General features: G+C 72.5%; 19 protein-coding genes. 11 read left to right on the top strand and 8 right to left on the bottom strand.

Features of this window, described 5'->3' with window-relative positions:
• Positions 1-38 precede the first annotated feature (38 nt).
• Positions 39-1,319 carry an AgmX/PglI C-terminal domain-containing protein gene (locus WME96_RS04610; RefSeq protein ID WP_437288963.1) on the top strand — a complete coding sequence of 427 codons (1,281 nt, stop codon included), beginning with the start codon at positions 39-41 and terminating at the stop codon, positions 1,317-1,319.
• Between the two features lie 28 nt (positions 1,320-1,347).
• Here WME96_RS04610 and WME96_RS04605 read toward each other — a convergent pair whose 3' ends face one another.
• Positions 1,348-3,621, bottom strand: a complete 2,274-nt coding sequence (locus tag WME96_RS04605; protein WP_437288962.1) for a M48 family metalloprotease — start codon at positions 3,619-3,621, stop codon at positions 1,348-1,350.
• A 194-nt stretch (positions 3,622-3,815) separates the two neighbouring features.
• A complete protein-coding gene (locus WME96_RS04600) occupies positions 3,816-5,408 on the bottom strand; it encodes a right-handed parallel beta-helix repeat-containing protein (protein ID WP_437288961.1) in 1,593 nt (530 codons plus the stop codon).
• A 126-nt stretch (positions 5,409-5,534) separates the two neighbouring features.
• Between WME96_RS04600 and WME96_RS04595 the strand changes: the two genes are divergently transcribed.
• Positions 5,535-6,947 (top strand): aryl-sulfate sulfotransferase, encoded by a 1,413-nt coding sequence (locus WME96_RS04595; protein ID WP_437288960.1) that lies wholly within the window; start codon positions 5,535-5,537, stop codon positions 6,945-6,947.
• Between the two features lie 49 nt (positions 6,948-6,996).
• Here WME96_RS04595 and WME96_RS04590 read toward each other — a convergent pair whose 3' ends face one another.
• The 4 genes from WME96_RS04590 to trmB all read right to left on the bottom strand — a co-directional run bounded on the left by WME96_RS04590 (position 6,997) and on the right by trmB (position 10,472).
• Positions 6,997-7,932 (bottom strand): DMT family transporter, encoded by a 936-nt coding sequence (locus WME96_RS04590; RefSeq protein WP_437288959.1) that lies wholly within the window; start codon positions 7,930-7,932, stop codon positions 6,997-6,999.
• 239 nt (positions 7,933-8,171) lie between these two features.
• Positions 8,172-8,654, bottom strand: coding sequence for an SRPBCC family protein (locus WME96_RS04585; protein ID WP_437288958.1), 483 nt, complete (start codon positions 8,652-8,654; stop codon positions 8,172-8,174).
• A gap of 108 nt (positions 8,655-8,762) precedes the next feature.
• Positions 8,763-9,737 carry a quinone oxidoreductase family protein gene (locus tag WME96_RS04580; protein WP_437288957.1) on the bottom strand — a complete coding sequence of 325 codons (975 nt, stop codon included), beginning with the start codon at positions 9,735-9,737 and terminating at the stop codon, positions 8,763-8,765.
• 66 nt (positions 9,738-9,803) lie between these two features.
• Positions 9,804-10,472, bottom strand: a complete 669-nt coding sequence (gene trmB / locus WME96_RS04575; protein WP_437288956.1) for a tRNA (guanine(46)-N(7))-methyltransferase TrmB — start codon at positions 10,470-10,472, stop codon at positions 9,804-9,806.
• Between the two features lie 86 nt (positions 10,473-10,558).
• On the opposite strand from trmB, the gene WME96_RS04570 reads away from it, so the two are divergent.
• Both WME96_RS04570 and WME96_RS04565 read left to right on the top strand, forming a co-directional pair.
• Positions 10,559-12,976, top strand: coding sequence for a hypothetical protein (locus tag WME96_RS04570; protein ID WP_437288955.1), 2,418 nt, complete (start codon positions 10,559-10,561; stop codon positions 12,974-12,976).
• Positions 12,977-13,759: 783 nt separating this feature from the next.
• Positions 13,760-14,266, top strand: a complete 507-nt coding sequence (locus WME96_RS04565; RefSeq protein WP_437288954.1) for a chemotaxis protein CheW — start codon at positions 13,760-13,762, stop codon at positions 14,264-14,266.
• 4 nt (positions 14,267-14,270) lie between these two features.
• Here the strand turns inward: WME96_RS04565 and WME96_RS04560 are convergent, their stop codons facing one another.
• Positions 14,271-14,411: a hypothetical protein gene (locus WME96_RS04560; protein WP_437288953.1), complete on the bottom strand. Its 141-nt coding sequence runs from the start codon at positions 14,409-14,411 to the stop codon at positions 14,271-14,273.
• Here WME96_RS04560 and WME96_RS04555 point away from each other — a divergent pair.
• Genes WME96_RS04555 through WME96_RS04540 form a run of 4 tightly spaced genes read left to right on the top strand, consistent with a single transcriptional unit; the run spans position 14,401 to position 19,084 of the window.
• Positions 14,401-14,760 carry a response regulator gene (locus tag WME96_RS04555; RefSeq protein ID WP_061618894.1) on the top strand — a complete coding sequence of 120 codons (360 nt, stop codon included), beginning with the start codon at positions 14,401-14,403 and terminating at the stop codon, positions 14,758-14,760. The genes WME96_RS04560 and WME96_RS04555 overlap by 11 nt on opposite strands.
• A 27-nt stretch (positions 14,761-14,787) precedes the next feature.
• Positions 14,788-15,366 carry a YfiR family protein gene (locus WME96_RS04550; protein WP_437288952.1) on the top strand — a complete coding sequence of 193 codons (579 nt, stop codon included), beginning with the start codon at positions 14,788-14,790 and terminating at the stop codon, positions 15,364-15,366.
• A 30-nt stretch (positions 15,367-15,396) separates the two neighbouring features.
• Entirely contained in the window at positions 15,397-16,965 is a 1,569-nt protein-coding gene (locus WME96_RS04545; RefSeq protein ID WP_437288951.1) for a methyl-accepting chemotaxis protein, read from the top strand.
• Positions 16,949-19,084, top strand: coding sequence for a hybrid sensor histidine kinase/response regulator (locus WME96_RS04540; protein WP_437288950.1), 2,136 nt, complete (start codon positions 16,949-16,951; stop codon positions 19,082-19,084). The genes WME96_RS04545 and WME96_RS04540 overlap by 17 nt, the downstream gene beginning before the upstream one ends.
• Here the strand turns inward: WME96_RS04540 and WME96_RS04535 are convergent.
• Positions 19,067-19,858 (bottom strand): OmpA/MotB family protein, encoded by a 792-nt coding sequence (locus WME96_RS04535; protein WP_437288949.1) that lies wholly within the window; start codon positions 19,856-19,858, stop codon positions 19,067-19,069. The genes WME96_RS04540 and WME96_RS04535 overlap by 18 nt on opposite strands.
• A gap of 188 nt (positions 19,859-20,046) precedes the next feature.
• On the opposite strand from WME96_RS04535, the gene WME96_RS04530 reads away from it, so the two are divergent.
• The 3 genes from WME96_RS04530 to WME96_RS04520 all read left to right on the top strand — a co-directional run bounded on the left by WME96_RS04530 (position 20,047) and on the right by WME96_RS04520 (position 24,652).
• On the top strand, positions 20,047-20,853 hold the full coding sequence (locus tag WME96_RS04530) for a DUF4339 domain-containing protein (RefSeq protein ID WP_437288948.1): 807 nt from the start codon (positions 20,047-20,049) through the stop codon (positions 20,851-20,853).
• Between the two features lie 719 nt (positions 20,854-21,572).
• Positions 21,573-22,997, top strand: a complete 1,425-nt coding sequence (locus tag WME96_RS04525; protein WP_437288947.1) for a glucose/sorbosone family PQQ-dependent dehydrogenase — start codon at positions 21,573-21,575, stop codon at positions 22,995-22,997.
• Between the two features lie 263 nt (positions 22,998-23,260).
• Positions 23,261-24,652, top strand: coding sequence for an endonuclease/exonuclease/phosphatase family protein (locus WME96_RS04520; protein ID WP_437288946.1), 1,392 nt, complete (start codon positions 23,261-23,263; stop codon positions 24,650-24,652).
• Positions 24,653-24,660: the final 8 nt, after the last annotated feature.

Below are 24,660 nucleotides of genomic sequence, written 5' to 3'. Positions count from 1 at the left end.
GCCGCAAACGGGCCGCGCAGAGGAGGACGAGGATCGCCATGAACATCATCCATCACCCCGCCGTCGCCGCCGTCATCGCCGCTGGACTGCTCTCGCCGGCCTCGTGCACGGAAGGGCCGGAGACCGCCGCGCCGGGCGCCGAGGCGCGCGTCGACCTCGTCGACGGCGCGGACAGGCGGCCCGACATCTCGCTCGCGATCGAGCAGGCCGAGCGCAGGCTCGACGCGGGCCGGGAGGTCGCCGTCGCGCGGCGGGCGCTCTCCGAGGTGCTCGCCGATCCGTCGGTGACGCCGGATCAGCGCGATCAGGCGAGGCTCGCGATGAGCCGGGTGCTCGAGGCGGAGGGCGACCAGGAGGGCGCGATCGCCGCCGTGGAGTCGCTCCTCGGCGACCACGTCGTCGGCGAGCCCTGGCCGCTGCAGAGAGCCGCCGAGCGGCGGCTGCGCCTCCTTGTCACCGGGAGCGAGGAGAAGCCGCTGCCGGAGGAGCCGTCCGGCCCGGAGCGAGCGTCGCCGTTCGCCCGCGCGCTCGCGCGGTATTTCCCCGTGCCGGAGTCGGGCCCCCGGGAGCTCACGGTCACCGTGGTCGCGTTCGGCGGGAGCCGGGAGGTGAGCGAGCGGCTCGGGACCTTCGCCGTCGCGCGCGCGATCCGCGCGCTCCGGCGGGAAGCCTGCCCGCGCTGCGACGACCAGGTGGCGATCAACAACATGTCCCACGGGACCGACGGCTGGGCTCAGATCCCGGCGTCCCGGCCGCTGCTCGGGTCGAGCCTCGCGGTCTTCTACTTCGACCTCGGCAACCAGCGCATCCCCGCGCGGTACGACGCGGATCTGCCGCTGCCCACGGCGGACATCGTCGCGCGGCTCGAGAAGGGCGAGGGGCTCATCGCGGTGCGCGAGCGCGGCGCGGCGCCGCCGGCGATCCTGATCGCCGCGCCGCGCCAGGCGCAGCTCCACGTCGTCGAGGAGGCGCTCGCCGCGATGCACGAGCTGCCCGCCGGGCCGGTCGCGGTGCCGCTGCCGGACGGCCTCACGCCGGCGGAGATCCAGGCCGTGGTGCGGACCGGCTTCGCGGCGTACCGGACCTGCTACGACGCGCTGCTCGAGCGGCGCCCGGCCGCGGCGGGGAAGGTCCCGCTCTCGTTCGCGATCCTCGGCGACGGGGCGGTCGCCGACGCGCGCGTCGACGCGGCCGCGGCGACGCTGCGCGACGCGACCCTGGAGCGGTGCATGGTGGAGGCGACGAGGGGGCTGAAGTTCCCCGGCATCGGCGAGAAGACCACGGTGGTCTATCCGATCGAGCTCTCCCCCGGCGGCTGAGCGCGCGGCGGCCGGCCCGGCGAGCGCGTCACGCCGCGCTCCCTCCCGCCTCCTCGCGCGGCGCTTGCTCGGGGAACAGCGCGGGATCGAGCCGCTCCGTCAGCGCGAGGAGCTGCCCCAGGTTCTTGAAGTGCAGCTTCCGCAGCCGCCCGAGCGCGCCCGCGTGCTGCTGCATGAGCTCGTTGATCCACGCCCCGGAGATGCCGCCCCCCTCGAGCGGCGCGACGAGCGGCTCGGGCAGCACGAAGCGGTGGAGCAGCGTGCCGCGCTGGAGCAGCGCGAGCTTCGGCGGGACGAGCGGCTTCGTCGCCCGCAAGGTCTCCTCGAGGGCGGCGCGCGCCGCGGAGAGGACCTCCGCGAGGCGGTGGAACTCGTGCTCGGACAGCTCGGTGCCCCCCCGGAGCCCGCGGAGCGCGCCCTCGAGCGCCTCGTCGAGCGCGTTGTGCTTCACGACGAGCCGCTGGATCACGAGGAGGAACCGGTAGCGCTGGAGGAGCTCCGCCCGCGCCTCCGGGTCGTCCGCCGAGCAGGCGTAGACGTGGCGGAAGAACGCCTGATCGGCCCCCTGGAGCGCCGCGAGCTCCGCCCTGAGCTCGCGCTGGACCTCCCCGGAGAGCGCGATGATCCCGTCCCGGGTGCGCTGCGCGCCGCGGAACTCGGCGGTCTTGCCCTTCAGCCGGACGCGGTCGGCCGACAGCGTCTCGATGAGCTCGCTCTCGCCGCGCAGCGCGTCCACGCGCGCCATGCGCTCCTTCAGCGCGTCGCCGGTGAACGGCAGCACGGCGGCGCGCAGCGCGCCGCGATCGAGCGCGCCGCTCGCCGCGTCGGCGTCGACCGCGGCCGCGGCGGCGTCGAGGTCGCCGGGGTCCAGCACGCGGTTCTCGTAGAGGCCGTGGTAGTGCTCCGCCTGGCGCATCTCGCCGCGCTCCTCCTCGATGAGCGCGGCGATCTCCTCGGCCGGGAGCAGCTCGCGGGCCTTCCTCCCGAGCGCCTCGTACACGGCGCGCGACATCTTCCTGCGCAGCGCCTTGCGCTCCACGAACAGCGCGAACGCCGGACGCCTGTCCTCCGGCGCGGCGACGTACACGCGCTTCGCGTTCGCCTCGCGCTCGTGGTTCGGCGGGTGGGTCGCCCAGAGCGAGCTCACCCGCTCCGCGGGGCTCGCGAAGTGCAGCGCCGGCCCCCGCTCGTACCGCGCGAGGATCGGCCCGAGGCGCTCCCGGGCGCCGGGCGCCTTGCCGAGCCGCGCGTCGAGCTGGGTCAGCGATCGCTCCACCTGCGCGAACACGTCCTCGGAGTACTTGCCGTGCTCGGCGACGCTCGCGAGGCCGCCCAGCGCGTCGCGGTAGGCGAGCGCCGCCCGCTCCGCCTTCCAGAGCCCGGAGACGATCGCGTCGCTGCCCGCGATGCGCACGGCGTGGAGGTCGGCGTTGAACTCCATCTGACGCGCCAGCGACAGGTTCGCGAGGTTGATCCCCCGGAAGACGAGCTCGAGCAGCTTGCGCAGCACCCACACGATGCCGCTCAGGATCCAGGCTGGGAAGCTCAGCCGGATGTCCACGCTCCGCCATTGATTGAGCGCTCTGTCCCACGCGTCGCGGCCGAACACGATGTCTGCGACGACGCCGTTCGCGACGTACACATACTGGCCGAGCTTCATGCTCGCCTGCGAGAAGTGCCCGAACTCGTGGGCCAGCACGGCCTTGAGCTCCGAGAGGTCGAGGGCGGACACGAGGCCGAGCCCGATGACGAGGTTCTTGCGGACAGGCCAGATCAGGCTGAGGAGCGACTGCGGATAGGACACCGCCGCGTTGACGTCGTGCGAGAGATAGACCTTGCCCGGGAGGCGGCTGCCCGCGTCCTCGCAGAGCCGGCGGAGGAAGGCGAAGAGCCGCGGCTGGTCGGCCTCCGTCACCTCGACGAGGCCCTCCGACGAGAACGGGCGGTTGTGGAAGAGGCCCTTCAGCAGGAAGAGGAACAGCATCCCGCTCGCCGCGATCGCGCCGAGGTTGAGGATGATCCCTTTGCCGGGCAGCCACGCCATCTCGAAGATCGTGAGGTAGACGAGGTAGCCCGAGGCGGCGAGCAGCGCGAGGTAGAGCGCAACGAAGGTGAGCAGCGAGGCGAGCACGAGGACGACCCGGAGCCTGTACCCGGGCGTGACCTGGACGGGCGGCAGATCTCCGGCCGGCCCGACGGGATAGACGTCGCGCTTCTTCCCGGGGGCCGCGTCCCCCGTTTCCCCCTCCTGCGGCGTCGATGGGAGCTCGTCATGATCCTTGGAGTCATTCGCTTCCACCATCACGCCACGATACCACGACAGGCCCCATACCCGTCACGGGCGCCCGCGGCGCTGCGCGCAAGTAGCGGTAAACTCTACGCTTGCGAGCCGCGGCCGCCGCGGCGGGCCAGCCGGCGGCGCGCTCGACCAGCCTGCGCGGCGGTGCTGGCGGTCGTGGCATCGCGCGTTGGGCGCGCGATGCTCCGCCGTCAAGGTCACAGCCCGAATGCGCCGATCGTGAGCTTCTGGCCGTCGTTGCGCGGCGTGGCCTGCTGGTGCGGCGAGTACTGGTGATCGACCGCCGGGAGGCCGTCGAGCGCCGCGCCGGTGCCGACGAGCGGGCCGCCGCTCGCCGGCGTGAAGTCGTGGCCTTGCGCCGAGGCGAACGCCGGATCGAGCCCGATGATCGAGCTCTCCAGGCCGTTCACCTTCCCGAGCAGCCGCGCGCCCGGGACCGGGTCGAACGCCGTCCACCCCTGCATGACCCAGTTCCCGACGAGGACGAGGGTCCCGGCGGCCACGTTGTCGCGGTCCCCGAGGAAGGTGATCGCGCGGATGTCCGTCGGCTCCTGGCTGCTCGCGAACACGTTGTTCCGGGCGTCGATCCGCTCGTCCATCGTGGACGCCTCGAACACCGCAGAGCGCTCGTAGTCCCGGTACGTCGCGTTGTCGACGAAGACGGTGTTGGAGAAGAAGTGGAGCGTGCCCTTCCGGTAATACTCGGTCTGCCCGCTGTCCCCGCCGTAGTGGACCATCGAGGGCCCGTAGCCGGTGCGCAGGAGCACGTTGCCGTAGACGAACGTCTCGTGGAACGACGGCATGCCGACCGAGTCGGTCGCCTCCTGCGCGTCCACGAGGTCGATGAGGTGGGCGCCGTCCTCGATCCAGTTGTACCGGATCACGACGCCGGCCGAGCGCTCCTTGATGTTGTTGCCCTGTCCGCCGCGCGTGGGGCCGAAGCGGTTGAACTGGTAAACGACGTTCGACGCCTCGTTGTAGACGTTGTGCTCGGTGAAATCGGTCTCGCTGCCGTTGTCGTGGATGTGGTTCGACTCGATGAGCACGTCCTTCGTGCGGATCTCCGCGCCGCCCGTGCCGATGAAGAGGCCGTTGGCGTTCTCGTGGACCTCGCAGCCGCGGATCGTCACGTGCTCGCCGCGCTCGACGAAGATGCCGGCGGCGTTGCGCGCGTAGGGCGTCACCGCGCCCGCCTTGTCGGTGAAGCGGAAGGGGGGAGACGCGTTCCTGATCTCGAGCCCTTCGATCGTGATGTGGCTGGGCTGGAGATCGTAGGGGTCGTCGTGCTTGTGCCCGATGACAACGAGCCCCCTCACCTGGTGGCCGTCGAACGGGAAATCGAGCTCGGGTCGGGTGGTGGCGTCCTCGCCGTCGATCACCGGCAGCTCGCCGCCGGGCCCCGGGACGCCGCAGACCCGGATCGGCTGCTCCGCGGTCCCCTGCCCTCCGATCATGATCTTCTCGTGGTACCCCTCGGCGCGCCAGAAGATGCGCACCGTGTCGCCGGCGACGAGCGACTCGAGCGGCACATCACCGATCGAAGCGAACTCCTTGCCGGGGCCGACCTGGTAATCCTTGCCGCTCCCGACGTGGGTGCAAGCGGCCTGTACCGGAGGGGTGTTGACGGGGCCAGGGACGGGCGCGGCGCCACCAGGGACGGGCGCGGCGCCGTCAGCGGCGGGCGTCGTGCCATCGGGGACCTGCTCGGCGCCCTCAGGCATCGTCTCACCGATCTCGCCGTTGCAGCCCACGACGAGGAGCAACCCCGTCAACCAAGCTCGAGCTCTCATAGAGGCGTCCTCCTCGGAATCGCAAGCTCCACTGAATTTTTACACTACCAAAGCTTCACTGGAATTTTACATTCAGAACGTGAGCCCTTTGCGGTGAGGCAAGATGACACGCTCACGTCGATTGTCATGCGAGCGGACGCCGCCGTGATGGTGGATTGTCTATTTCAGGTGGGAGGATGTGGCGCACCGGCCTCGGCCGAGGCGCTGTCGGATCACGGCGTGGAGCGCGTGGAGGAGGTCAATCCGCGGTGCATCTCCGCGCCCGGGGGCGGCCCGTCTGCGTCCGCCGTGTGCGCTGGCGAGCTCCGCTGCTGCCCGGCTGCTTACACGATCTTTCAGGCCGCGGGCCTCGGCGCGCTGCTCATCGACATGAACGGTCGCGAGGTGCAGCTCTGGAAAGGGCTGCACGGCTTCCCGACCAAGCTCCTGCCGGGAGGTCAGGTGTTCGGCAGCACCGGTGAGCGCAATCCGCAGCACGGGACGCAGGATCAGATCGACCTCGTGCAGGTCGACTGGGAGGGCAACGTGGTGTGGCGCTTCGATCGCCTCGAGCACATCCACGATCCCGGCGAGGCGACGCGCTGGTTCATGCGCCAGCACCACGATTTCCAGCGGCAGGGCAACCCGGTCGGGTACCACGCGCCCGGCCAGGAGCCGCTCGTCGATCGGGGGAGCACCTTCCTGCTCGTGCACGAGAACGTGCGGAACATCGCGATCTCCGAGCACCCGCTGCTCGACGACAAGATCATCGAGGTGGACTGGAAGGGAAACATCGTGTGGCAGTGGCGCGCCCACGAGCACGTCGAGGAGCTCGGCTTCGACGACGCCGCGCGCGCGGCGCTGCGCCGCGATCCGAACCTGCGCGCGCCGGGCGCGGGGGCCCTCGGCGCGACCCCCGAGCGCCGGCTCGGCTGGATCATCGGCCAGCACCACGCCCACATCATCCCGCGCGGGCTGCCCGGCGAGGGCAATCTCCTCGTCTTCGACAACGGGGGTTGGGCCGGCTACGGCGCCCCCAACCCCGGCGCGCCGAGGGGGCTCAAGACGGCCCTGCGCGACCACTCGCGGGTGCTGGAGATCGACCCCATCACGCTGGAGATCCGCTGGCAGTACACGCCCAGGGAGGCGGGCTTCGTGATGCCCCTCGACGCGTCGCGCTTCTACAGCCCCTTCATCAGCAGCGCGCAGCGGCTGCCCAACGGCAACACGCTCATCACCGAAGGGTCCGACGGCCGCATCTTCGAGGTCACCCCGGAGCACGAGATCGTCTGGGAGTACATCAGCCCGTACTGGCGCAAACCGCCGCTCAGCCTGAACCTGGTTTACCGGGCCTACCGCGCGCCGTACGCCTGGGTTCCCCAGCTCCCGGCGCCGCGCGAGGCGCCGGTGCCGCGGCTCGATATCACCACGTTCCGCGTCCCGGGCGCGGCGCCCCTCGGCCGCGACCGCGTTGTCGAGCTCCGGGACGCCCAGGGCTACGCCGCCGAGGCCGACTTCTGCGTCGCGCCTGCCGAGGGGAGCGGGACGACACGCGCGTGAGCGAGGGCCCGGCGACGTTCGTGGCCGTCGATCGGCGCGGGGCGCCGCGTCACGCGCTGCCGGACGGGCGGGTCGTGGTGTCCCTGGGGGCGCTCTGGTCCCCGGGGGCGCTCTGGCCGATGAGCACGCCGATGAGGACGAGGCACGAGGCGGCGTACTGGCCAGGGGTGAGCTCCTCGCCGAGGAAGACGCGCCCCACGACGAGGGAGAAGACCGGAATGAGGTTGATGAGGGGCGCCGCGCGGACCGCGGAGACCTTGCTCAGCGCGTAGTTGTAGAGGGCATAGGCGCCGAGCGACACGAACACGCCGAGATAGAGCACGGCCAGGAGCGGCCTGTCAGCGAGGGAGAGCTCGACGGCGCCCGGGCCTCTCGTGATCAGCATGAGGGGCAGGAAGAAGAGGGCGCCGACGACCGCCTGCACCGCGGTCAGGAAGAGCGGCGGATAACGCGGGGCGAGCTGCCTGCTCGAGATCGTGTATCCGGTGGCGAAGACCACCGCGACGAGCTCGAGGAGGTTGCCCAGCGCGGGCTCCGGGGCGAGCTCGGTGGCCTGCCCCGCGGCCGAGAGCCAGACCGCTCCGGCGATGGAGATCGAGAACCCCGGCAGCATGCGCGGGGGCAGCGTCTCCTTCAGGGTGAGCCGCGCGACCAGGGCGATCAGGAGCGGCATGAGGGCCACGATCATGCCGGCCTGCGAGGCGCTCGTCTTCGTGAGCGCCCAGGCCTCGAAGACGAAGTAGAGGCACGGCTCGAACAGCGCGAGCAGCAGCAGCCTCCACCAGTCGCCGGGGAGGTAGTGCCGGCGGACGCTGTTGAGCTTCGGGAGCAGCACGGCGAAGCAGGCGCTCGCCACGGCCATGCGACCGAAGTTCATCTCCATCGGCGAGAAGGCGAACAACGCGTACTTCTGGGCCGCGAACGAGGAGCCCCAGAGGACCATCGCCAGGATCAGGGCGGCGCGGGGGAGCCAGGCGGAGCGCATGGAGGTCGGGGTTTCTCGTCTCCCGGGGGCGCCATGGGACGGGAGGTACGAGGAGGAGCCTCCGGGGGAGCGAAGCTAGCTTGGCGGAGGGCGAAGAGCACGTCCCGCCCGAGAGCCAGACGTCTGGCCACGGACAGCCAGACGTCTGGCCACGGACGGCCAGACGTCTGGCTCCCGCGCTTCCCCCGCGCGAACGGCCGTGCCGGCGCACCTCGGGAGCAGCTCGGCGCGCCGCCGGGTCAGTGCTCTTCGAGGCCTGCGGGGTAACGGTCGCCCACGAGGTTCAGCCTGACGTCGTGCTCGAGGAGCGCCTTGAGTCCCGCGAGCACCAGCGAGAACCCTTGCGTCGAGTCGGTGGCTTGCCGCACGAGCGAGTCCCCGTCGCCGGTGAATCCGGTGTTCGTGATGCTGACGAACGTCGAGCCGTCCTCCCGGGGCGTGAAGAGCCACTCGACCGTGGTGAGGCCGTTGTCTCCCGGCCACTCGATGACGATGCGCTTGCACGGCTCGACGACCTTCACGTCCACAGGGGCCGAGGCGCCGTACATCTCCCAGTCCCACTGGACCTGCTTGCCTGCCTCGAGCCGCCCGCTGCCCTTGGTAAACCAGAACTTCGTCGTGATCTCGGGGTCGATGAAGGCCTCGAACACCTCCGCGACAGGCCTGCGGATGAGCATCCCGGTCTTCACGATCGGCACCTGCGTGAGCTGGAGATTGTCCATGTCGGCTCCTTTCGGCAGCAAACACCATGCGGCGTCGGTGCGAGCGAACCGCCAGGCCCATATCACGGAGAGCACGCAGGCGTGCTGCTTCCGCGCAGCGCCGCCCGATCACTCCACCCGGAGGGCGAGCTTGCCAAGGTAGTGGCCGCCGAGCGCGAGGTGGGCTTCGGCGGCCTGGGCGAGGGGGAACACTCGGGCGATGTGGACCTCGAACGGGCCGCGCTCGATGAGGCGGTTCAGCCGCCCGATGATCTCCGCGTCAGGCTCGCCGTTGTAGCTGCTGCGCACGAGGGCCGTGCGGCCCTGGGGCTCGGGCTGGACGCCGCCGGGGTAGGCCACGCGCCCGCCGTCGCGCAGCGCGCCCAGCGCCCTCTCGGCCGCCTCGCCGCCGGCGGTGAGCAGGGCGGCGTCGAGCCCGCCGGGCGCGAACGCCCGGGCCGCCGCCAGCACGTCGTCCTTGCGCCCGTCGACGGCGGCGTCGGCGCCCAGCCGCTCGGCCAGCGCCACGCCGTCGTCGCCCGAGGCCACCGCGAGCACCCGGGCGCCCATCCGCCTGGCGAGCTGCACCGCCATGTGCCCGACACCGCCGCTCGCGCCGAAGATCATCACCGACTCGCCCTGCTTCAGCGCCAGCGTGTCGTCCAGGCCGCGCAGGGCGGTGATGCCAACGCCGCCCATCACCCCCGCCTGATCGATGGTCAACGCGCCGGGGATCGCCGAGACCAGATCGGCGCTCACCGCGGCGTACTCGGCGTAGAATCCGCCTCTGGGGTTGAGAAAGCCAAGGGCGTACACCGCGTCGCCCTCGCGAAAGCGGCGGACTTGCTCCCCCACCGCGACGACCCTCCCCGCGCCCTCCGAGCCGAGCACATAGGGGAACTGCGGCGTGAGCCCGAGCATCCGGGCATATCCCCCCTCGCGCTCGAACGGGTCCCACTCGCCCACGCCCGCGACCTCGACGCGGACGAGGACCTCGTCCGGCCCGACCGTCGGCACGGGGAGGGTCCGTAGCTCGAGCGCCTCGGGACCGCCGAACCGGTCCAGCGCAACGGCTCGCATCGTGCTCCGCATCGGTTGTTCCATGGCTGACCTCCTGACCAGGCTGGTGGCCTGTGCGGCGCGCTTCGTCCGGCCGCTGCCGGAGGGAGCCTATCCGTTGTCCGGCGGCGCGCCACCCGCCGCGCGCGGCCGGCGCCGGTAGCGCAGCCGGCTCACCGGCAGCCCGTCGGCGATCGCGTGGTGCTCGCGGGGGCTCCGGGCGCCGTAGGGGTTCTCGCCGAGGAGCGGCGAGCCGGGCGCGTCGCCGGCGGGCTCGAAGGCGGGGTGCGCGCCGATCTGCTCGGCGTAGAGCGCGGCGCGCTCCTCGACGTCGGTCTGGACGTAGAGCTCGCCGCCGTCCACGAGCAGGCGCGCGAGGCTGTCGAGCAGCGCCGGGCCCATCACGAGGCGCTTCTCGTGGCGCTTCTTCCACCACGGATCCGGGAAGTGCAGGAAGAACCGCGCGATCGACGCGTCGGGCCGGAGCCGCGCGAGCGCCTCGCGCGCGTCGGCGTTGAGCGCCCGCACGCGGCCGCCGAGCCCGCCCTTCCGCAGGCGCTCGTCGACGATGGCGGACCACTTCAGGCGGATCTCCAGCCCGAGCAGCCGCGCCTCGGGGCTCGCCGCGGCGCGCTCGAACAGGAAGCCGCCCCGGCCGGGGCCGATCTCGATCTCGACGGGGCCGGCGCCGGGGATCAGGTCGTCGATGGACACGTCGTCGCCGTCGGGGAAGCGAGGCGCGTCGGCGTAGGGGTGGTTCGGGCGCGGCTGGAAGACCATGGAGCCCCGGCGCTCTACCAAATGCCGGCCGCCCACGCGCGGGAAATCGCGGCCCCCGGGCGGGGTGGTGGTATTCGTCCGCCCCCATGGCGGAAGGTGATCACGGCGCAGCGCGTCCAGCGTCGCAGTCCGGCGCCGCGGGCGCCGCTGCTCCAGCATCGCGGCCCGGCGCCGCAGGTCCGGCGGCGGCGCCCTCCACGCCGCTCGCCCCGGCCGCGCCCGCGCCCTCCGCCGCGCCCTCGCGGCTGCGCGCCCTCGCCGCGCGCGCCTCGCCCTACCTGCCCGCGCTCGTCGCGAGCGGCGCCGTGGGCGCGCTCTGCATCCGCGCCGTCCTCGCGCAGGCGGGGGGCCCGGCCGTGCCGCTCGACGATGCGTTCATCCACATGCAGTACGCCCGCCGGCTCGCGGAGGGCGGCTTCTTCAGCTTCGTCGCCGGCGATGGGTACTCGACCGGCGCCACCAGCCTGCTCTGGCCCGTCCTGCTCGCCCCGTTCCACGCGCTCGGCCTGCGCGACCTGTCGCTCGTCCACGCCACCTGGGCGCTCGGGGTCGTGTTCCACGCGGCGCTCGCCGTCGAGACCGCGCGCCTCGCGCGCCCCCTCGCCGGCCCCGCGGCGGCCGCCGGCGCGGGCGCGATGTGCGCCGGGTTCGCGGCGTTCGCCTGGTTCGCCTGGAGCGGGATGGAGACGGTCGCGTTCGCCTGGATCCTCACCCGGACGGCCCGCCTCGCGGCCGCCCTCTGCGAGCCCGCGCCGCCGGAGCCCGCGCCGCCGGAGCCCGCCGCCGACAGCGCCGATCCAGCGCAGGACGGCGGCGCCCCCGCCTCCACGCGGCCAGCCCCCGCGCAGCCGCTCCCCGCCCCCGCGCAGCCGCTCCCCGCCCCGGCGCAGCCGGCCCCCGCCTCCGTCGCCCGCGCCCTCGCGCTCGCCGGCTTCGCGGCGCCCCTGTTCCGCCCCGAGGGCGCGCTCGCCTCCCTGCTCGCAGCGGTCGCGCTCGTCACCTCGGCGCCGCGCCCGTCGCCTCCATCGCCCGCGTCCTCCCCCGCGCCCTCGGGCCTGCCGCTCCGCGCCCGCGCAGCCGCCTCCCGCCTCCTCGCCGGGCGCCTGCTCGCCCTCGTGCCGCTCCTCGGACCGCTCGTCGTCCCCGCGCTGAACCAGCTCCTCGCCGGCCACCCGACCTCGTCGACGACCGCCGTCAAGTGGCTGATCGGCAACCCCAGCTACGACGGCGCGACGCTCCGGGCGGCCATCCTCAACAACCTCCGGCTGCTCGTCACCGACGTCATCGATGGCGGCCAGTGGACGGCCGTCTTCCTCCCCGAGGGCTCCGCCGCCGTCCTCGCCCTCGGCGCCGTGGCGCTCGTCGTGGCGGCGTACCGCAGGGGCCGCCCCGTGCACGCCGCCGTCGTGGTCGCCCTCGCGCTCGGCGCGCTGCTGCCCTGCACCTACCTGAGCTTCCTCTGGAACCGCGTGCGCTACGTCTGGCCGTTCGCCCCGGCGGGGATCGTCATGGCCGCGTGCCTCGCGCGCGAGCTCGGCGACGCCGCCCGGCGGCTCCGGCGCCCCATCCACCACGTGACGCCGCTCGTCGCCGGCGCCTTCGCGGGCGCCCTCGCCGCGCGCATCCCGTGGGCCGTGGCGGACCTCGCGAACTCCGCGCGCGCCATCGACCGACAGCAGGTCTGGCTCGGCCGCTGGGCCGCGCAGCACCTGCCCGAGGACGCCAGGATCGGCGTCAACGACACCGGCGCGCTCGCCTACTTCAGCGGGCGCAGGACCTTCGATGTCGTCGGCCTGACGACCGAGGGCGAGGCGCGCTACTGGGTCGCGGGCGCGGGCTCCAGGTTCGAGCACTACGAGAAGCTGCCCCCCGAGCGCCGGCCGACGCACTTCATCGTCTACCCGCACTGGATGGCGTGCCCGCCGGTGCTCGGCCGCGAGCTCATCGCGGCCACCGTCGAGGACCAGGCGATCCTCGGCGGCACGACCATGGTGGCCTACGAGGCGCGCTGGGACCTCCTCGGCTCCGGGGCGCTGCCCGTGCGGGCCGTGCCCGGCGAGCGGATCCTCGACGAGCTCGACGTCTCGGACCTCGAGTCCGAGGCCGCCCACGCCTACGCGCTCGAGCCGCTCGCGGACCTGCGCAACGCGGCCATCTCGCTCGAGGCGCCCGAGAGCAGCGCGCCCGGAGAGCCCGACCCCACGCGCCCGGAGATCGCCGACGGCGGCCGGTACCACCGGACCGCCGACCGCTTCACGGTCCACCTCGTCGCGCCCCCATCCGAGGCGCGCCTCGTGCTCCGCGTGGCCTCGGACGAGCGCGCCGAGCTCGCGGTCTCCGTGGCCGGCGAGGAGGTCGGGACCGTCGACGTGCCCGGCGGCCCCTGGGTCGAGCGGGCGCTGCCCCTCCCTGCCGCGCGCCTGGCGGGCCCGACCTCGATCGCGATCACCCTGCGGCGCGGCTCCGGATTCCACGCCTTCCATTACTGGATCACCGGGCGGTGACGCCGGACGCCGCGCGGCGCCCCCGGAAGCCCGGATCAGCGCGAGATCGCGCCCACCCGCCCGGCAGCACCGCCCCTCCTCGGTGCGCGGGGTCCTCATCGACGACAGCGCCACGACGCTCGTCGTGCACGACGGCAGAAGCACAACGCAGATCGCTTTCTCTGACAACGAGGGAGAGAAGGCACCCGCCCCGGAGCACCACGGCTTACATCGACCTCACGACCGGTTGCCCGCCTGAGCAATCCCCTTATTTTTGCAGTCCTTTTCAGCAGAAAATTGAACAGGGAGGCGAGGAGACTGGGAGTATTTGAAGATTTCTCTCCCCGCCTCCCTGTGAATTTTGCGAAGAATGTAAGGGGATACCTCAGGGCGCCCGCAGGTCGGCACCTCGGTGGAGGTGAGCTATCGAGCCCGTTCGGAGCGCCCGCGACAGAAGGGCTGGCGCCGGATCGCGCAGGACCTGTGGGGAGGTAGGCGCCCACGGGACGGACAGCGCTGCCGCCTCGCCACGGGGGCAATCAAGTCCAATGGTTCTCGACAGATACACTCGAAACACCTCCACGCGGAGCCGCTGCGCGCCCATCGCACGACGGACAGCACACCCGGCGCCCGCGCCCCCGCGGCGACAGGCTGGCCGTCTGTCGCAATGCATCAATCGCGCGGCCGGAGCACCCCAGAATGGCGGAGCCATGTCGCAGGTGAGGTAAGTATTCCCCTGATTCGGTGTCACCGGTTACGAAAGCGCCTACCCGGACTCAACCATTGTGATAAATCCAGGAAACCTTGTCTGAAGCGCTCGCTCAGCGTCAAGCACCGGCCGACCTGCACGGCGACGCCGCGGACAAGGGCCCGCGAGAGACGGCCGCTCTCGACCTCCTGCTCTTCGATCTGGGGCGGGTGACCTTCGCGCTGCGGGCGCAGCAGGTGGAAGAGGTCATCGCGTGGCGCGCTCCCGCGCCGCTGCCCCGCGTCGGTCCGCGGGTGCTCGGTATCCTCCAGGACCGGGGGAGGATCATCGTGATCGTCTCGGCGCTCGCGGGACCGGCGGCCGCGCCGCTCCGGATCGTCGTCTGCCGGACGCCGCGCGGGTACCTGGGGTTGCCCGCGGGCAAGACGCGGTGTGTGCCCGCGGTCCAGGTGTTCGGGGAGCTCTCGCCGGGCGCCGTCGTCGACACGAGCGAGGGGACAGTCACCTTCCTCGACGTGATCCACCTGCTCGACGCTGCCGAGGGCGCCCCGCAGCCGGTCGTCGCGCCGCGCGAGGCGCGAGCCGCCGGGTCGGGACGATGAGCGATCAGCCGAGCTCCCGGTCGGCCCTGTCGAGGGCCAGGCCGCTGAACGAGCTGCCCGTCGACGAGGCGGGCGCGCCGCCGAGCGCGTCGCCCGCGTCGCGGACGCCGCTGAGCGCCTCGCCGAGCGCGCCTGTGCTCGTCATCGACGACAGCGAGATCGCACGAGAAGAGGCGTCCCGCGTGCTGCGCGCGGCCGGCTTTCATGTCGTGGCGCTCCCGTCGCCCATCGGCGCCACGCAGGCGATCGTGCGGCATCACGCGCGCGTCGTCGTCGTCGATATCTTCATGCCCACCATCCGCGGCGACCGGCTGCTCACCCTGTTCCGGAAGAACCAGCGGCTCGGGCACCTCAGCGTCATCCTGATGTCAGGACACTCCGAGCGGGAGCTCGAGCAACTACAGCTCGAGGTCCAGGCGGACGCGGTCCTGTCGAAGCGGCACCTCGACCGCCTGCCGGCCCTCGTCAAGCGGCTCGCCGCGCGGGAGCGGTGACGGTTGAAGGCCGGGCAGGGAAACACGGTGTCTCCGGCGGCTGCGATTCGAGCGCTCGCGGCCCTGGCGCTCCTCATCACCGCGAGCGCGGAGACCCACGCTGCCCCCCCGGTCCCCTACGAGCTGAGAGGGGCGATCCTCCTGCGGTCGCTCGGCTACGAGAGCGGGTTCACGAGCCGGACGGGCACCGCCGTGCTCGCCGTCGTCGGGGGGGAGTCGGGCGAGAGCGCGGAGGACGCGAGCGCGATGGCGACCGTGCTGTCGAAGCTGGCGGCGAAGACCACCGTGGCCAGGCGGCCGGCGACCGTGCAGCGCGTGACGTACACCTCGAAGGCCCAGCTCGCGGAGGCGCTGCGCGCCGGCGGCGCCGAGGTGGTCTATGTGGCGCGCGGGCTGGCCGCGGCGATCCCCGACATCCCGCCGCGCGAGGGCGCCGTGGTCCGCATCGTCGTGTGCGGCGACGGCGACGACACGAAGCGCGGCTGCGCCGTCGCCGTGGGGCTGGCCGGCGCCAAGCCCGAGCTCCTGCTGAACGTGAAGCACGCCAACGCCGTCGGCCTCCGCTTCGACCCGCAGTTCCTCCGGCTCGCCCGCATCGTCGACTGAGGCCCTCGGCGCATCGACGCCGCGCAATTCATGTTCAAATTCCCATCCATCCGCTGGAAGATCGCTGCCCTCGTCGCGTCGGTGGCCATCGCGCTGTCGGCGCTGGATCTGTGGCTGATCCCCGACCGCACCGCGCGGGCGAGCGAGGCCGAGCTGCGCGAGCGCGCCGGCATCCTGGCCACGATGCTCAAGGAGCCCATCGGCGTCGCCATGGACCTCGAGCAGCCGCCGGAGACCTTCCCGGACACCCTGCGCACCGCGATGACCGATCCGCTGGTGAGCTGGGTCGCCGTGTACGACGCGAAGGGCGCGCGCATCGCCGCCATCGGCGCGGTGCAGGCGCCCGGGATCGCGCAGGGCGCCCCCCGCGGCAGCGACGACAGCGTCGTCGTCAGCGAGGCCCCGATCCGCTCGCGGAGCGGCGATCGCCCGCTCGGCACGCTGGCCGTCGGGCTGCGCAGCGACCGGATCGCGCAGCGGCGCGCCGACTCGCGCAGGACCATGGCCCTGCAGTCGGCCGGGGTCATGCTGCTCGGCCTGGGCCTCGCGTGGGTCGTCTCGGCGCGCATGACCCGCTCGATGGCGCACATCAAGGAGGCGGCCGATCGCATCGCCCGCGGCGACGTGTCGGCGCGGCTGTCCCTCCGGATCTCCGACGACGAGCTCGGGGAGATGGCGAGCGCGTTCGAGCGGATGAACACCCAGCTCCGCGAGCTCCAGGAGACGGCGGCGCGCGTCGCGGGCGGCGATTTCACCTGCACGATCACCGGCGACGGGGAGCTGTTCGCCGCGTTCCGGGCCATGGTGACGAGCCTCGAGGCGCTCGCCACGCGCGTCGGCGACACGTCGGCCGAGGTCGCGTCGGCCGCCGCCGGGATGTTCTCGTCAGTGCGCGAGCAGGAGACGACCGCCGGCCAGCAGAACGCGGCGCTCGAGGAGATCCGGCGCACCGTGGAGGCCCTGACCGCGAGCGCGGACCACATCGCGAAGGACGCGGCCACCGTGCGCGAGACGGCGCAGCGGAGCCTCGTCAGCGTCCAGCACACGGCGGAGCAGACGCGCCTCGTCAGCGCCCACTCGGGCCGGATCGGCGAGATCCTGTCGCTGATCCAGAGCATCGCCGACAAGTCCGACCTGCTCGCGCTCAACGCGGCGCTCGAGGGCACGAAGGCCGGCGAGGTGGGGCGCGGCTTCTCGCTGGTGGCCGCGGAGATGCGCCGGATGTCCGAGCACGTCATGGACTCGGTGCGCGACATCAGGAAGCTCGTGGCGGACATGCACGCGGCCTCCCACGCGTCGGTGCTCGCGACCGAGGACGGGATCAAGCTGGCCCGCGACACCGCGGCCGCCGCCGCGAAGATCTCGGACGCGGTCGACCACCAGCGCGAGGGGACGGCGCGGGTGAAGACGGCGATCGTCGACATCGTCGGCGCGGTGAACGACACGCTGACGAGCAGCGCGGAGGCGACGCGCTCGGCCGAGTCGCTGCTCCAGCTCTCGCGCGCGCTCAAGGCGGCCGCGAGGGCCTTCCGGGTGAAGCCCGCCGGGTCGAAGGGCGACGGGCCGGCGGCCGCGGAGACGGATGAGGAGCCGGGCTGACCTCGTCGCCGCGTTCCACCGGGCCATGCCGGACCGCGTCGCCGAGGCGACCGACCTCTGGCTCGGCTACGAGCAGGGCCACGGCGGCAACCTGCCGGTGCTGCGCCGCCTCCTGCACACGCTCAAGGGCGAGGCGCACATGCTCGAGCTGCTCCCCTGGGGCGACCTGGCCGAGCTGGCGGAGAGCGTCATCGACGCGCTGCGGGGCGGCGGGCGCCCGACGCAGCTCACGGGCGACAGCCTCCTCGGCGCGCTGGAGGCGCTCGGGATCCTGTCCGCGAGCGCAGGCGAGGACGCCGCGCCCGACCTCGAGGGCGTGCGGGAGACGCTCCGCGCCGCGCGCGCGGCGCTCCTGGGCGAGGGCCCGTCCGCCGAGGAGCCCGGGTCGCCGCCGGGCCGCGCGGCAGGGAGCGCCGCGCCGCCCCCGGTCCTCGACGCGGCGGCCGCGCCGCCCCCGGTCCTCGACGCAGGGGCCGTCGGGGCGCTCTCGCGGGAGCTGCAGCGGCTGCACGGCGAGCGGGAGGTCCTCCAGCGCAGGCTCCGCGAGGCCCAGCGCATGCTGCGCGCGCTGCTGGTCGAGATCGACCCGCGAGGGTCGGCGGACCAGGTCGCGGAGCGCATCACGAAGACGCTCGGCTACGGCGCCGAGATCGAGCGGGCGCTCGGGGCCGTCCGGGCGGACTGGTCGAGCAACGATTTCGCTGTCGGGCGCGCGCTCGGCGAGCTCGACGAGGTGGTCCGCGCGGCGTCGGTCGTGCGCACCGAGCGCCTGCTGAACCAGGTGTCGCTCGCGGCCCGGAGCGCGGCGCGCATGCTGGGCAAGGACGTCGAGGCGCGGGTCGAGGGGACGGGGCTCCTCGACGCGCGGGTGGAGCGCCGCCTCGAGCCGGCCCTGCTCCACCTCGTGCGCAACGCCGTCGACCACGGGATCGAGCCGGCCGACGTCCGCGCGCGCCGCGGCAAGCCCGCGCGCGGCACGGTGGCGGTGACCGTGGCCCAGACCGACGCGTCGGTGCGGGTCGAGGTGAAGGACGACGGCGGCGGCGTCGACTTCGCGCGGCTGCGCGAGGTGCTCGCGCCGTCGGTCCCGGACGTCGCGTCACTCGACGACGCCGAGCTGATCCCGTACCTGTTCGCGCACGGGCTCACGACGAGCCGCAGCGTCGGCGCGATCTCGGGTCGGGGCGTCGGGCTCGACGTCGTGGCGCGGGAAATCGGCGCGCTCGGCGGGCAGGTCCGGGTCGACTCGAGGCCAGGGCTCGGGACGACGATGCTGCTCGTCCTGCCGACGAGCCTGCACGGCGAGGAGGTGGTCCCGGTCTCGAGCGGGCGCTTCCGGTGCGCGGTGCCGACGCACGCCGTGCACTCGGTCGTGCTCCTCGAGGAGCCGCTGCACACCCCGGAGGGCCCGCGCGTGCGCGTGACCGGCGAGCCCGGCGCGGAGCTCGTGCCGCTGTTCTCGCTCGCGACCGTGCTCGGCGACGGGGGCCAGCCAGCGCCGGGGGACGCGGCGCTCGTGCTGCACCACGCCGCGGGCCTGTTCGCGGTGAGCGTGGACGGCTACGAGAACCCGCGGCTGGTCTCGCTCGTGCGCTCGGAGGAGCTGCCGGTCACCTCGCCGCTCGTGCGCGCCGTCGCGCCGACGGCGGACGGCGAGGCGCTGCTGCTGCTCGACGTGGAGCGGGTGTTCGCGTGGGCCCGGCAGCCGCCCCGGGAGGCGCCCCTCGCCGCGGCCGCCGAGCCGACGCGGGAGCCGCTCGCGCTGGTCGTGGAGGACGCGCCCGTCGCGCGGGAGCTGCTCTGCGGCATCCTGCGGTCGATCGGGCTGCGCGTGGAGGAGGCGAGCGACGGCCGGGAGGGGCTCGCGCGGGCGCGGGCGACGCCGCCCGACGTGGTGCTGACCGACCTGGAGATGCCCTACATGAGCGGCCTGGAGATGGTGGCGGAGCTCAGGCGCTCGCCCGCGCTCGCCCGGGTGCCGGTCGTGGTGCTGACGACGGCGGCGCAGGAGCAGAGCGAGGCCGCGCTGCGCGGGCTCGGCGTGCGGGCGGTGCTGTCGAAGCAGCGGTTCGTCGAGGAGGAGCTGCGCCGGATCGTCGCGTCACTTGTCCGCGGGTGAGGCGGCCGGCAGCGCGATGGAGATCTCGACGCGCCCCGGGGGCAGCTTGGTCTCGCCGAGCGCGGCGGCCGCGGGGTCGTGCTCGGCGTGCCCGACCGCCGACAGCCGGGCTCCTGCCACCGCGCACTTGTCCTGGAGGGATTGCGCGACGGTCGCCGCCCGGACCGCGGAGAGCTCCCACGGCGTCGGATAGGCGGCCTGCAAGGCGGGCGGCACCGAGTCCGGAGGACCGCTGACGGCGCCGACGCGCAGCGGCGCCTGGCCGACGCTCGCGGACAGCGCGGCCGATACCTGGCACAGGAGGCCTTGCCCCTGCGGGCTCACGTCGACCGTGCTGGGGAGGAACACCGCGCTCTCGGCGAGCACGACGAACGCATGGCCGTCGGCGACGGCGACCGCGGCGACCCCTTTCTTGATCTGCTTGTCGAGCTTCCCCGCGACCTCGCTCTTGAGCTGCTCGGCCCGCTCGAGCCCCGATCGCTTCGCGGCCGCCGCCTGCTGCCGCTCCGCCTCGACCTTGGCGAACTCGGCGGCCTTGGCCTGGAGCTCCCCGCGCACCTGGCCGAGTGTCTGCTCGAGCTCTCTGGCCTTCTGGACCGACTTTTGCTGCTCCTGAATCAAGAGCATGTGAGCGCGGCGGAGCGGAACGTAATATGCCGCCACGAACGTCGCGCTCGCGACGAGGAGGAGCGCCGTGATCGCCCGGACCCAGCGCGAGAAGCTGGAGGATCCAGCGCTGTTGCCGGCCGCGATCCCCTCATGTCCCGTGCTCATGAATTCCTCCATGGTCCGCCCCGCCGCGGGCGAGAATACCTACATGGCGACGATCTCGCCAGCGCCACGGAGCGCGCGTCAGACGCTGCAAAAATCCGCACTACCTCGAAAGAACGCCGCGTCTCAGGTCGGTGTGTACAGGTGCGCTCGTGTCGTGGCATCCTCGGCTTCGCAAGGGAGGACTTTGTATGAAACCGCCGCCCCTTCCGGCCAGGCGCCCTGCGCCGCCCGTTCCGGCGACCGATGAGCGCGAGACCCTGTGGCATGTCGCCGTCGCGCCAGACGACATCAAGGTGCTCACGTTGGACAAGCTCGACGACCTGTTCCGCCTCGACCTCATCGACGAGTCGACCAAGATCTGGCGGCCCGGCATGGCGAACTGGCAGCCGCTCGGCATCGTGGCCGGCATCGAGCCGGAGACGCCGGAGCCGGCGCGGCCGGGCGCGGGTCGTCCGGGCCCGACGATCCCGCGGGCCATGGATTCCGATGATCCGACGCCCGTGGTGACGAGCCTCTCGGCGTCCGCGCTCCTCGGGCCGGTGGACAGCTTCACGAACATCGTGACGCGGACCGAGGTGGCCGCCCCGCCGGCGGCGGTGCTCGCGGCGTCTCGGCCCACCCCGCCGCCGCCGCAGCCGCAGATGCTGGCGACGCTGATGCTGCCGGACCCCGCGACGCCGGCGCCGCAGATGATGTCGACGCTGGCCCTGCCGGGCGCCGCGGCGCAGCAGATGCTGACGCCGATGTCGCTGCGGGACACGGTCCGGACGGGTCCGCGCGCGCGCGGCGCGGGGCGGGCGCAGCGCCTGATGCTCGCGCTGTCGGTCGTGGCGGGGCTGACGGTGACGCTCTACCGCAATGACGTCCTCCTCGACGCGGCGCGCTCCGCGGGGCGGGAGAACGTGTATCAGCAGATCGAGTCCGCGCTCGGCGGGCCCGGCTTCGGGACCCCGCGCTCGCTGGAGAAGCTCGGCCTGGCGGAGAAGGCGCGGTAGCCGAGGAGGCGCCGCGCCTCCCCTGCCCCACCCACGGCCGCGGCGCGCCGCGCGCGAACGGCGCAGCTGAGCTGGGGCATCCCCTTCAATTTCAAGACGATTCCACGGGGAGGCGGGGAGGGAAATCTTCCCGATGCTCCCTGTCCCCAGCCTCCCTGTTCCATTCCCCGCTGAAGAGGGCTGTGGCAAGCCAGGAGATGTCCTGTCGCCCACGAGCGCCGCGACGAGGTCTCCTTGACTGCGCGGCTTCGCTCTCCGCTCCGGCCCACTGCAGCGTCGCCGCTGTCATCCCCGGGGGGCGCATAACAAGCGCTCCTTGACGACATGGTGCTCCGTGAAGCGCCGCGTGCAGGGCTCATGACACTCGGCGGGTAATCACGAGCTCCGCAACGGCCGTGCCAGAAGTCTGATTCAGCGCGGCTTTCGTGCGCTGTGCCATCCGTGCTGCAAAGCGGATTGAACTTGACAGTACGGGGGTCCCGGGCGCTTGATATAGTAAAGACCTTACCTTAACCGGGAGGCGCCTTACCGGGAGCAGTGTGTTCACCGGTTCCACGTTGAAGCTCGCCCATCATGTCCACCGCGCCCTGGCGCGGTAGGACCTGGTCAGCGCCGTCGCCTGAAAGAAGCAGAGAGGTAGTACCATGTCCCTATTCATCTCACGCGGTCCAGCCATTACCCTTGCTCAGGTTGGTTTGCTCACCGTCGCTTCATGGGGTTTGATCGGATGCAACAACGCCGAGGTTCTGGACGATCCCGTCGGCGCCGAGGGCCAGGCCGTCGTCGTCGGCGAGCCGGGCGGCGGGGGCCCCGCCCCCGGGGAAGCCACCTTCGCTTCGCGCGAGATCCTGCGGAATCTCTCGTACCCGATGCGGATCGTCTGGGGGCCGGACGACCACCTGTGGTTGACCGAGCGCACCGCGAAGCGGGTCGTGCGCGTGAGGCCGGAAGACGGCCTGCTGAAGCCCGCGATCACGATCACGGAGGCGTTCCAGTCGGGTGGACAGGACGGCGTGCTGGGCCTGGCCCTCCACCCGGACATGTTCAAGGGCATGGGGAGAGAGTACGTGTACGTCTCGTACACCTACGACATCGATCCCGGCGAAGGCGTGGAACGAAGGACGAAGATCCGCCGCTACACGTACGACGCGGCGACCGAGACCCTGGGGAGCCCAGTCGACATCATCACGGGCCTCCCGGGGAGCTACGACCACAACTCCGCGCGGATCCTGATCGGCCCCGACTACAGGATCTATTACACCATCGGTGATCAGGGCAACAACCAGTTCGACAGGAAGTGCCTCCCGATCCGCGCGCAGGAGCTGCCCACGGCGGCCCAGGTCGCGGCGCAGGACTGGCAGACGTACCAGGGCAAGATCCTGCGCATGAACCTCGACGGCTCGATCCCGAAGGACAACCCGGTGATCAACGGGGTCCGCAGCCATGTGTATTCGTATGGCCACCGCAACCCGCAGGGCCTCACGTTCGGCCGGGGCGACAAGCTCTACGCGAACGAGCATGGGCCGAAGAGCGACGACGAGCTGAACTTCATCGAGCCCGGCCAGAACTACGGTTGGCCCCACGTCGCCGGCTATCAGGACGACCAGGCCTACACGTACGACAACTGGTCGGCCTCGAGCCCGGAGTCGTGCGACTCGCTCTTCTGGAACGACTACGCTGCCCCTCCCTCCGTCCCGCAGCAGGAGGAGAGCGCGTTCACCCAGCCGTTCAAGGAGCCGATGCTCACCTTCTTCACCGTCCCCGACAACTACAACTTCTTCGATTGGTCGTGCGGTTTCCTGCAGTACATCTGCTGGCCGACGGTCGCGCCCTCCGCGCTCCACTACTACCCGGCCGGGTACGGCATCCCCGGGTGGGAGAACACGCTGCTGATGACGACCCTCAAGAAGGGCGCGCTGTACCAGGTGAAGCTGAGCCCGAACGGGAAGTCCGTTGTCGGCGAGCCGATCGTCCACTTCCAGACAACGAACCGCTACCGCGACCTCGCGATGAGCCCGGACCGCAAGACGCTCTACATCATCACGGACACCGCGGGGAACACGAGCGGACCGACCGGCGGCGCCACGACGGCGCTGGAGAACCCGGGGGCGATCCTCGAGTTCAAGTACACGGGATCCCACTGAGCAGCGTCGGCGGGGCCGGACCTGCGTCGAGCCGGCGCAGGTCCGCGACCCCGACCATGACGGCCCCGGGCACGCCGCGGGCGCGGCCTCGTCGGTGAGGCAGCGCTCGTGGCGGCGCGCGTGGACGGTTCGCGATGTGCGCTGCCTCCGCACAGGATGGCCGCCGGTCCCGCGGATCGTCGTCCGGCGGGCGTTCGTGGTTCCTGGCGCGTCCTCGTCCGTGCTTTCATGAGAGGAAACCAGGAAAGGTCCGGTACAACGAGATGCGCAGTTCGTCCTCCATGGCCCCGGGGCGCCAGCTCCTGCGATGGGCATTGCTCCTGTCCGCGCTCTCCGGAGCCGCATGTCGGACCGACCCGCCGGGGAGCGAGGACGGCGTCTCGTCCTCGACATCGTCCGGCGGAGGGGGCGGCGGCCAGGGAGGCGCCGATCAGGGCGGCGGTGACGGCAGCGGGGGCGAGGGCGGCGGCGCGGGAGGCGAGGGTGGCCGTGGCGGCGCCGGGGGCGCCGGGGGCAGCGCTGGCGCCGGCGGTGGTGAGGGCGGCGCTGGCGGCGTCGGCGGCGGCGGTGGAACCGGTGCTGGTGAGGGTGGCGCCGGCGGCGAGGGCGGCGCCGGCGGTGTCGGCGCTGGTGAGGGTGGCGCCGGCGGTATCGGCGGCGGCGAGGGCGGCGCCGGCGGTATCGGCAGCGGCGCGGGCGGCGCCGGCGGTATCGGCAGCGGCGCGGGCGGCGCTGGGGGCGACGGCGGCTCCGACGGCGAGGGCAGCGCTGGGGGCGCGGGCGGCGCCGGCGGCACGGGGGGTTCTGGCGGCGCTGGTGGCGGCGACGGCGAGACGCCCTCGGTGCGCCTCCGGCTCATGGCCGCGAACCTCACGAGCGGTACGCGTCAGAACTACGACCTCGGCCACGGCCAGCGCATCATGCAGGGCGTCGGACCGGATATCGTCCTGATCCAGGAGTTCAACTACGGCGACAACGACGCGGCCGATCTCCGCGCCTTCGTGGACAGCACGTTCGGCAGCACGTTCAGCTACTACCAGGAGGACGGCGCGCAGATCCCGAACGGGATCATCAGCCGCTATCCGATCGTCGAGGCCGGCGAGTGGGACGATGGCGAGGTGGGCAACAGGGACTTCGCCTGGGCGCGCATCGACATCCCTGGCCCGATCGACCTCTGGGCCGTCAGCGTCCACTTCCTGACCCGCAGCGCGAGCACGCGCCAGGACGAGGCGCGGCAGCTCGTCACGATCATCCGGGACATCGTCCCCGAGGGCGATTACCTGGTCATCGGCGGCGACTTCAACACCGACAACCGAGGCGAGCCCTGCATCTCGACGCTGTCGGACGTCGTCGCCACGTCAGGGCCCTACCCCGCCGACAGGAACGGGGACACGGAAACCAATGCCAGCAGGAGCAAGCCGTACGACTGGGTGCTCGTCGACGACGATCTGGAGCCGCTCGAGACCGCCGTCGTGATCGGCGAGAGCCGCTTCGCCAACGGCCTGGTGGCGGACACGCGCGTCTACTCGCCGATCGCGGAGCTCAGCCCGGCCCTCGCCACGGACAGCGGCGCCAGCTCGATGCAGCACATGGGCGTCGTGCGCGACTTCCTGCTCCCGGCCGACGCGGCGGAGCCCGGCGTAGAAGAGCCCTGACCCGGCGG

The organism is Sorangium sp. So ce406 (assembly GCF_051474675.1).
Lineage (GTDB): Bacteria > Myxococcota_A > Polyangia > Polyangiales > Polyangiaceae > Sorangium > Sorangium cellulosum_G.
This window is presented reverse-complemented; position numbering and strand designations above follow the sequence as displayed.

Excerpts from the sequence above, each read along its gene's own strand:
- WME96_RS04580 (WP_437288957.1), bottom strand. The coding sequence starts at position 9,737 with ATGGAACAACCGATGCGGAGCACGATGCGAGCCGTTGCGCTGGACCGG.
- WME96_RS04605 (WP_437288962.1), bottom strand. The coding sequence starts at position 3,621 with ATGGTGGAAGCGAATGACTCCAAGGATCATGACGAGCTCCCATCGACG.
- WME96_RS04520 (WP_437288946.1), top strand. The coding sequence starts at position 23,261 with ATGCGCAGTTCGTCCTCCATGGCCCCGGGGCGCCAGCTCCTGCGATGG.
- WME96_RS04590 (WP_437288959.1), bottom strand. The coding sequence starts at position 7,932 with ATGCGCTCCGCCTGGCTCCCCCGCGCCGCCCTGATCCTGGCGATGGTC.
- WME96_RS04595 (WP_437288960.1), top strand. The coding sequence starts at position 5,535 with ATGCGAGCGGACGCCGCCGTGATGGTGGATTGTCTATTTCAGGTGGGA.
- WME96_RS04535 (WP_437288949.1), bottom strand. The coding sequence starts at position 19,858 with ATGAGCACGGGACATGAGGGGATCGCGGCCGGCAACAGCGCTGGATCC.
- WME96_RS04540 (WP_437288950.1), top strand. The coding sequence starts at position 16,949 with ATGAGGAGCCGGGCTGACCTCGTCGCCGCGTTCCACCGGGCCATGCCG.
- WME96_RS04600 (WP_437288961.1), bottom strand. The coding sequence starts at position 5,408 with ATGAGAGCTCGAGCTTGGTTGACGGGGTTGCTCCTCGTCGTGGGCTGC.
- WME96_RS04545 (WP_437288951.1), top strand. The coding sequence starts at position 15,397 with ATGTTCAAATTCCCATCCATCCGCTGGAAGATCGCTGCCCTCGTCGCG.
- trmB (WP_437288956.1), bottom strand. The coding sequence starts at position 10,472 with ATGGTCTTCCAGCCGCGCCCGAACCACCCCTACGCCGACGCGCCTCGC.
- WME96_RS04530 (WP_437288948.1), top strand. The coding sequence starts at position 20,047 with ATGAAACCGCCGCCCCTTCCGGCCAGGCGCCCTGCGCCGCCCGTTCCG.
- WME96_RS04570 (WP_437288955.1), top strand. The coding sequence starts at position 10,559 with ATGGCGGAAGGTGATCACGGCGCAGCGCGTCCAGCGTCGCAGTCCGGC.
- WME96_RS04610 (WP_437288963.1), top strand. The coding sequence starts at position 39 with ATGAACATCATCCATCACCCCGCCGTCGCCGCCGTCATCGCCGCTGGA.
- WME96_RS04560 (WP_437288953.1), bottom strand. The coding sequence starts at position 14,411 with ATGACGAGCACAGGCGCGCTCGGCGAGGCGCTCAGCGGCGTCCGCGAC.
- WME96_RS04585 (WP_437288958.1), bottom strand. The coding sequence starts at position 8,654 with ATGGACAATCTCCAGCTCACGCAGGTGCCGATCGTGAAGACCGGGATG.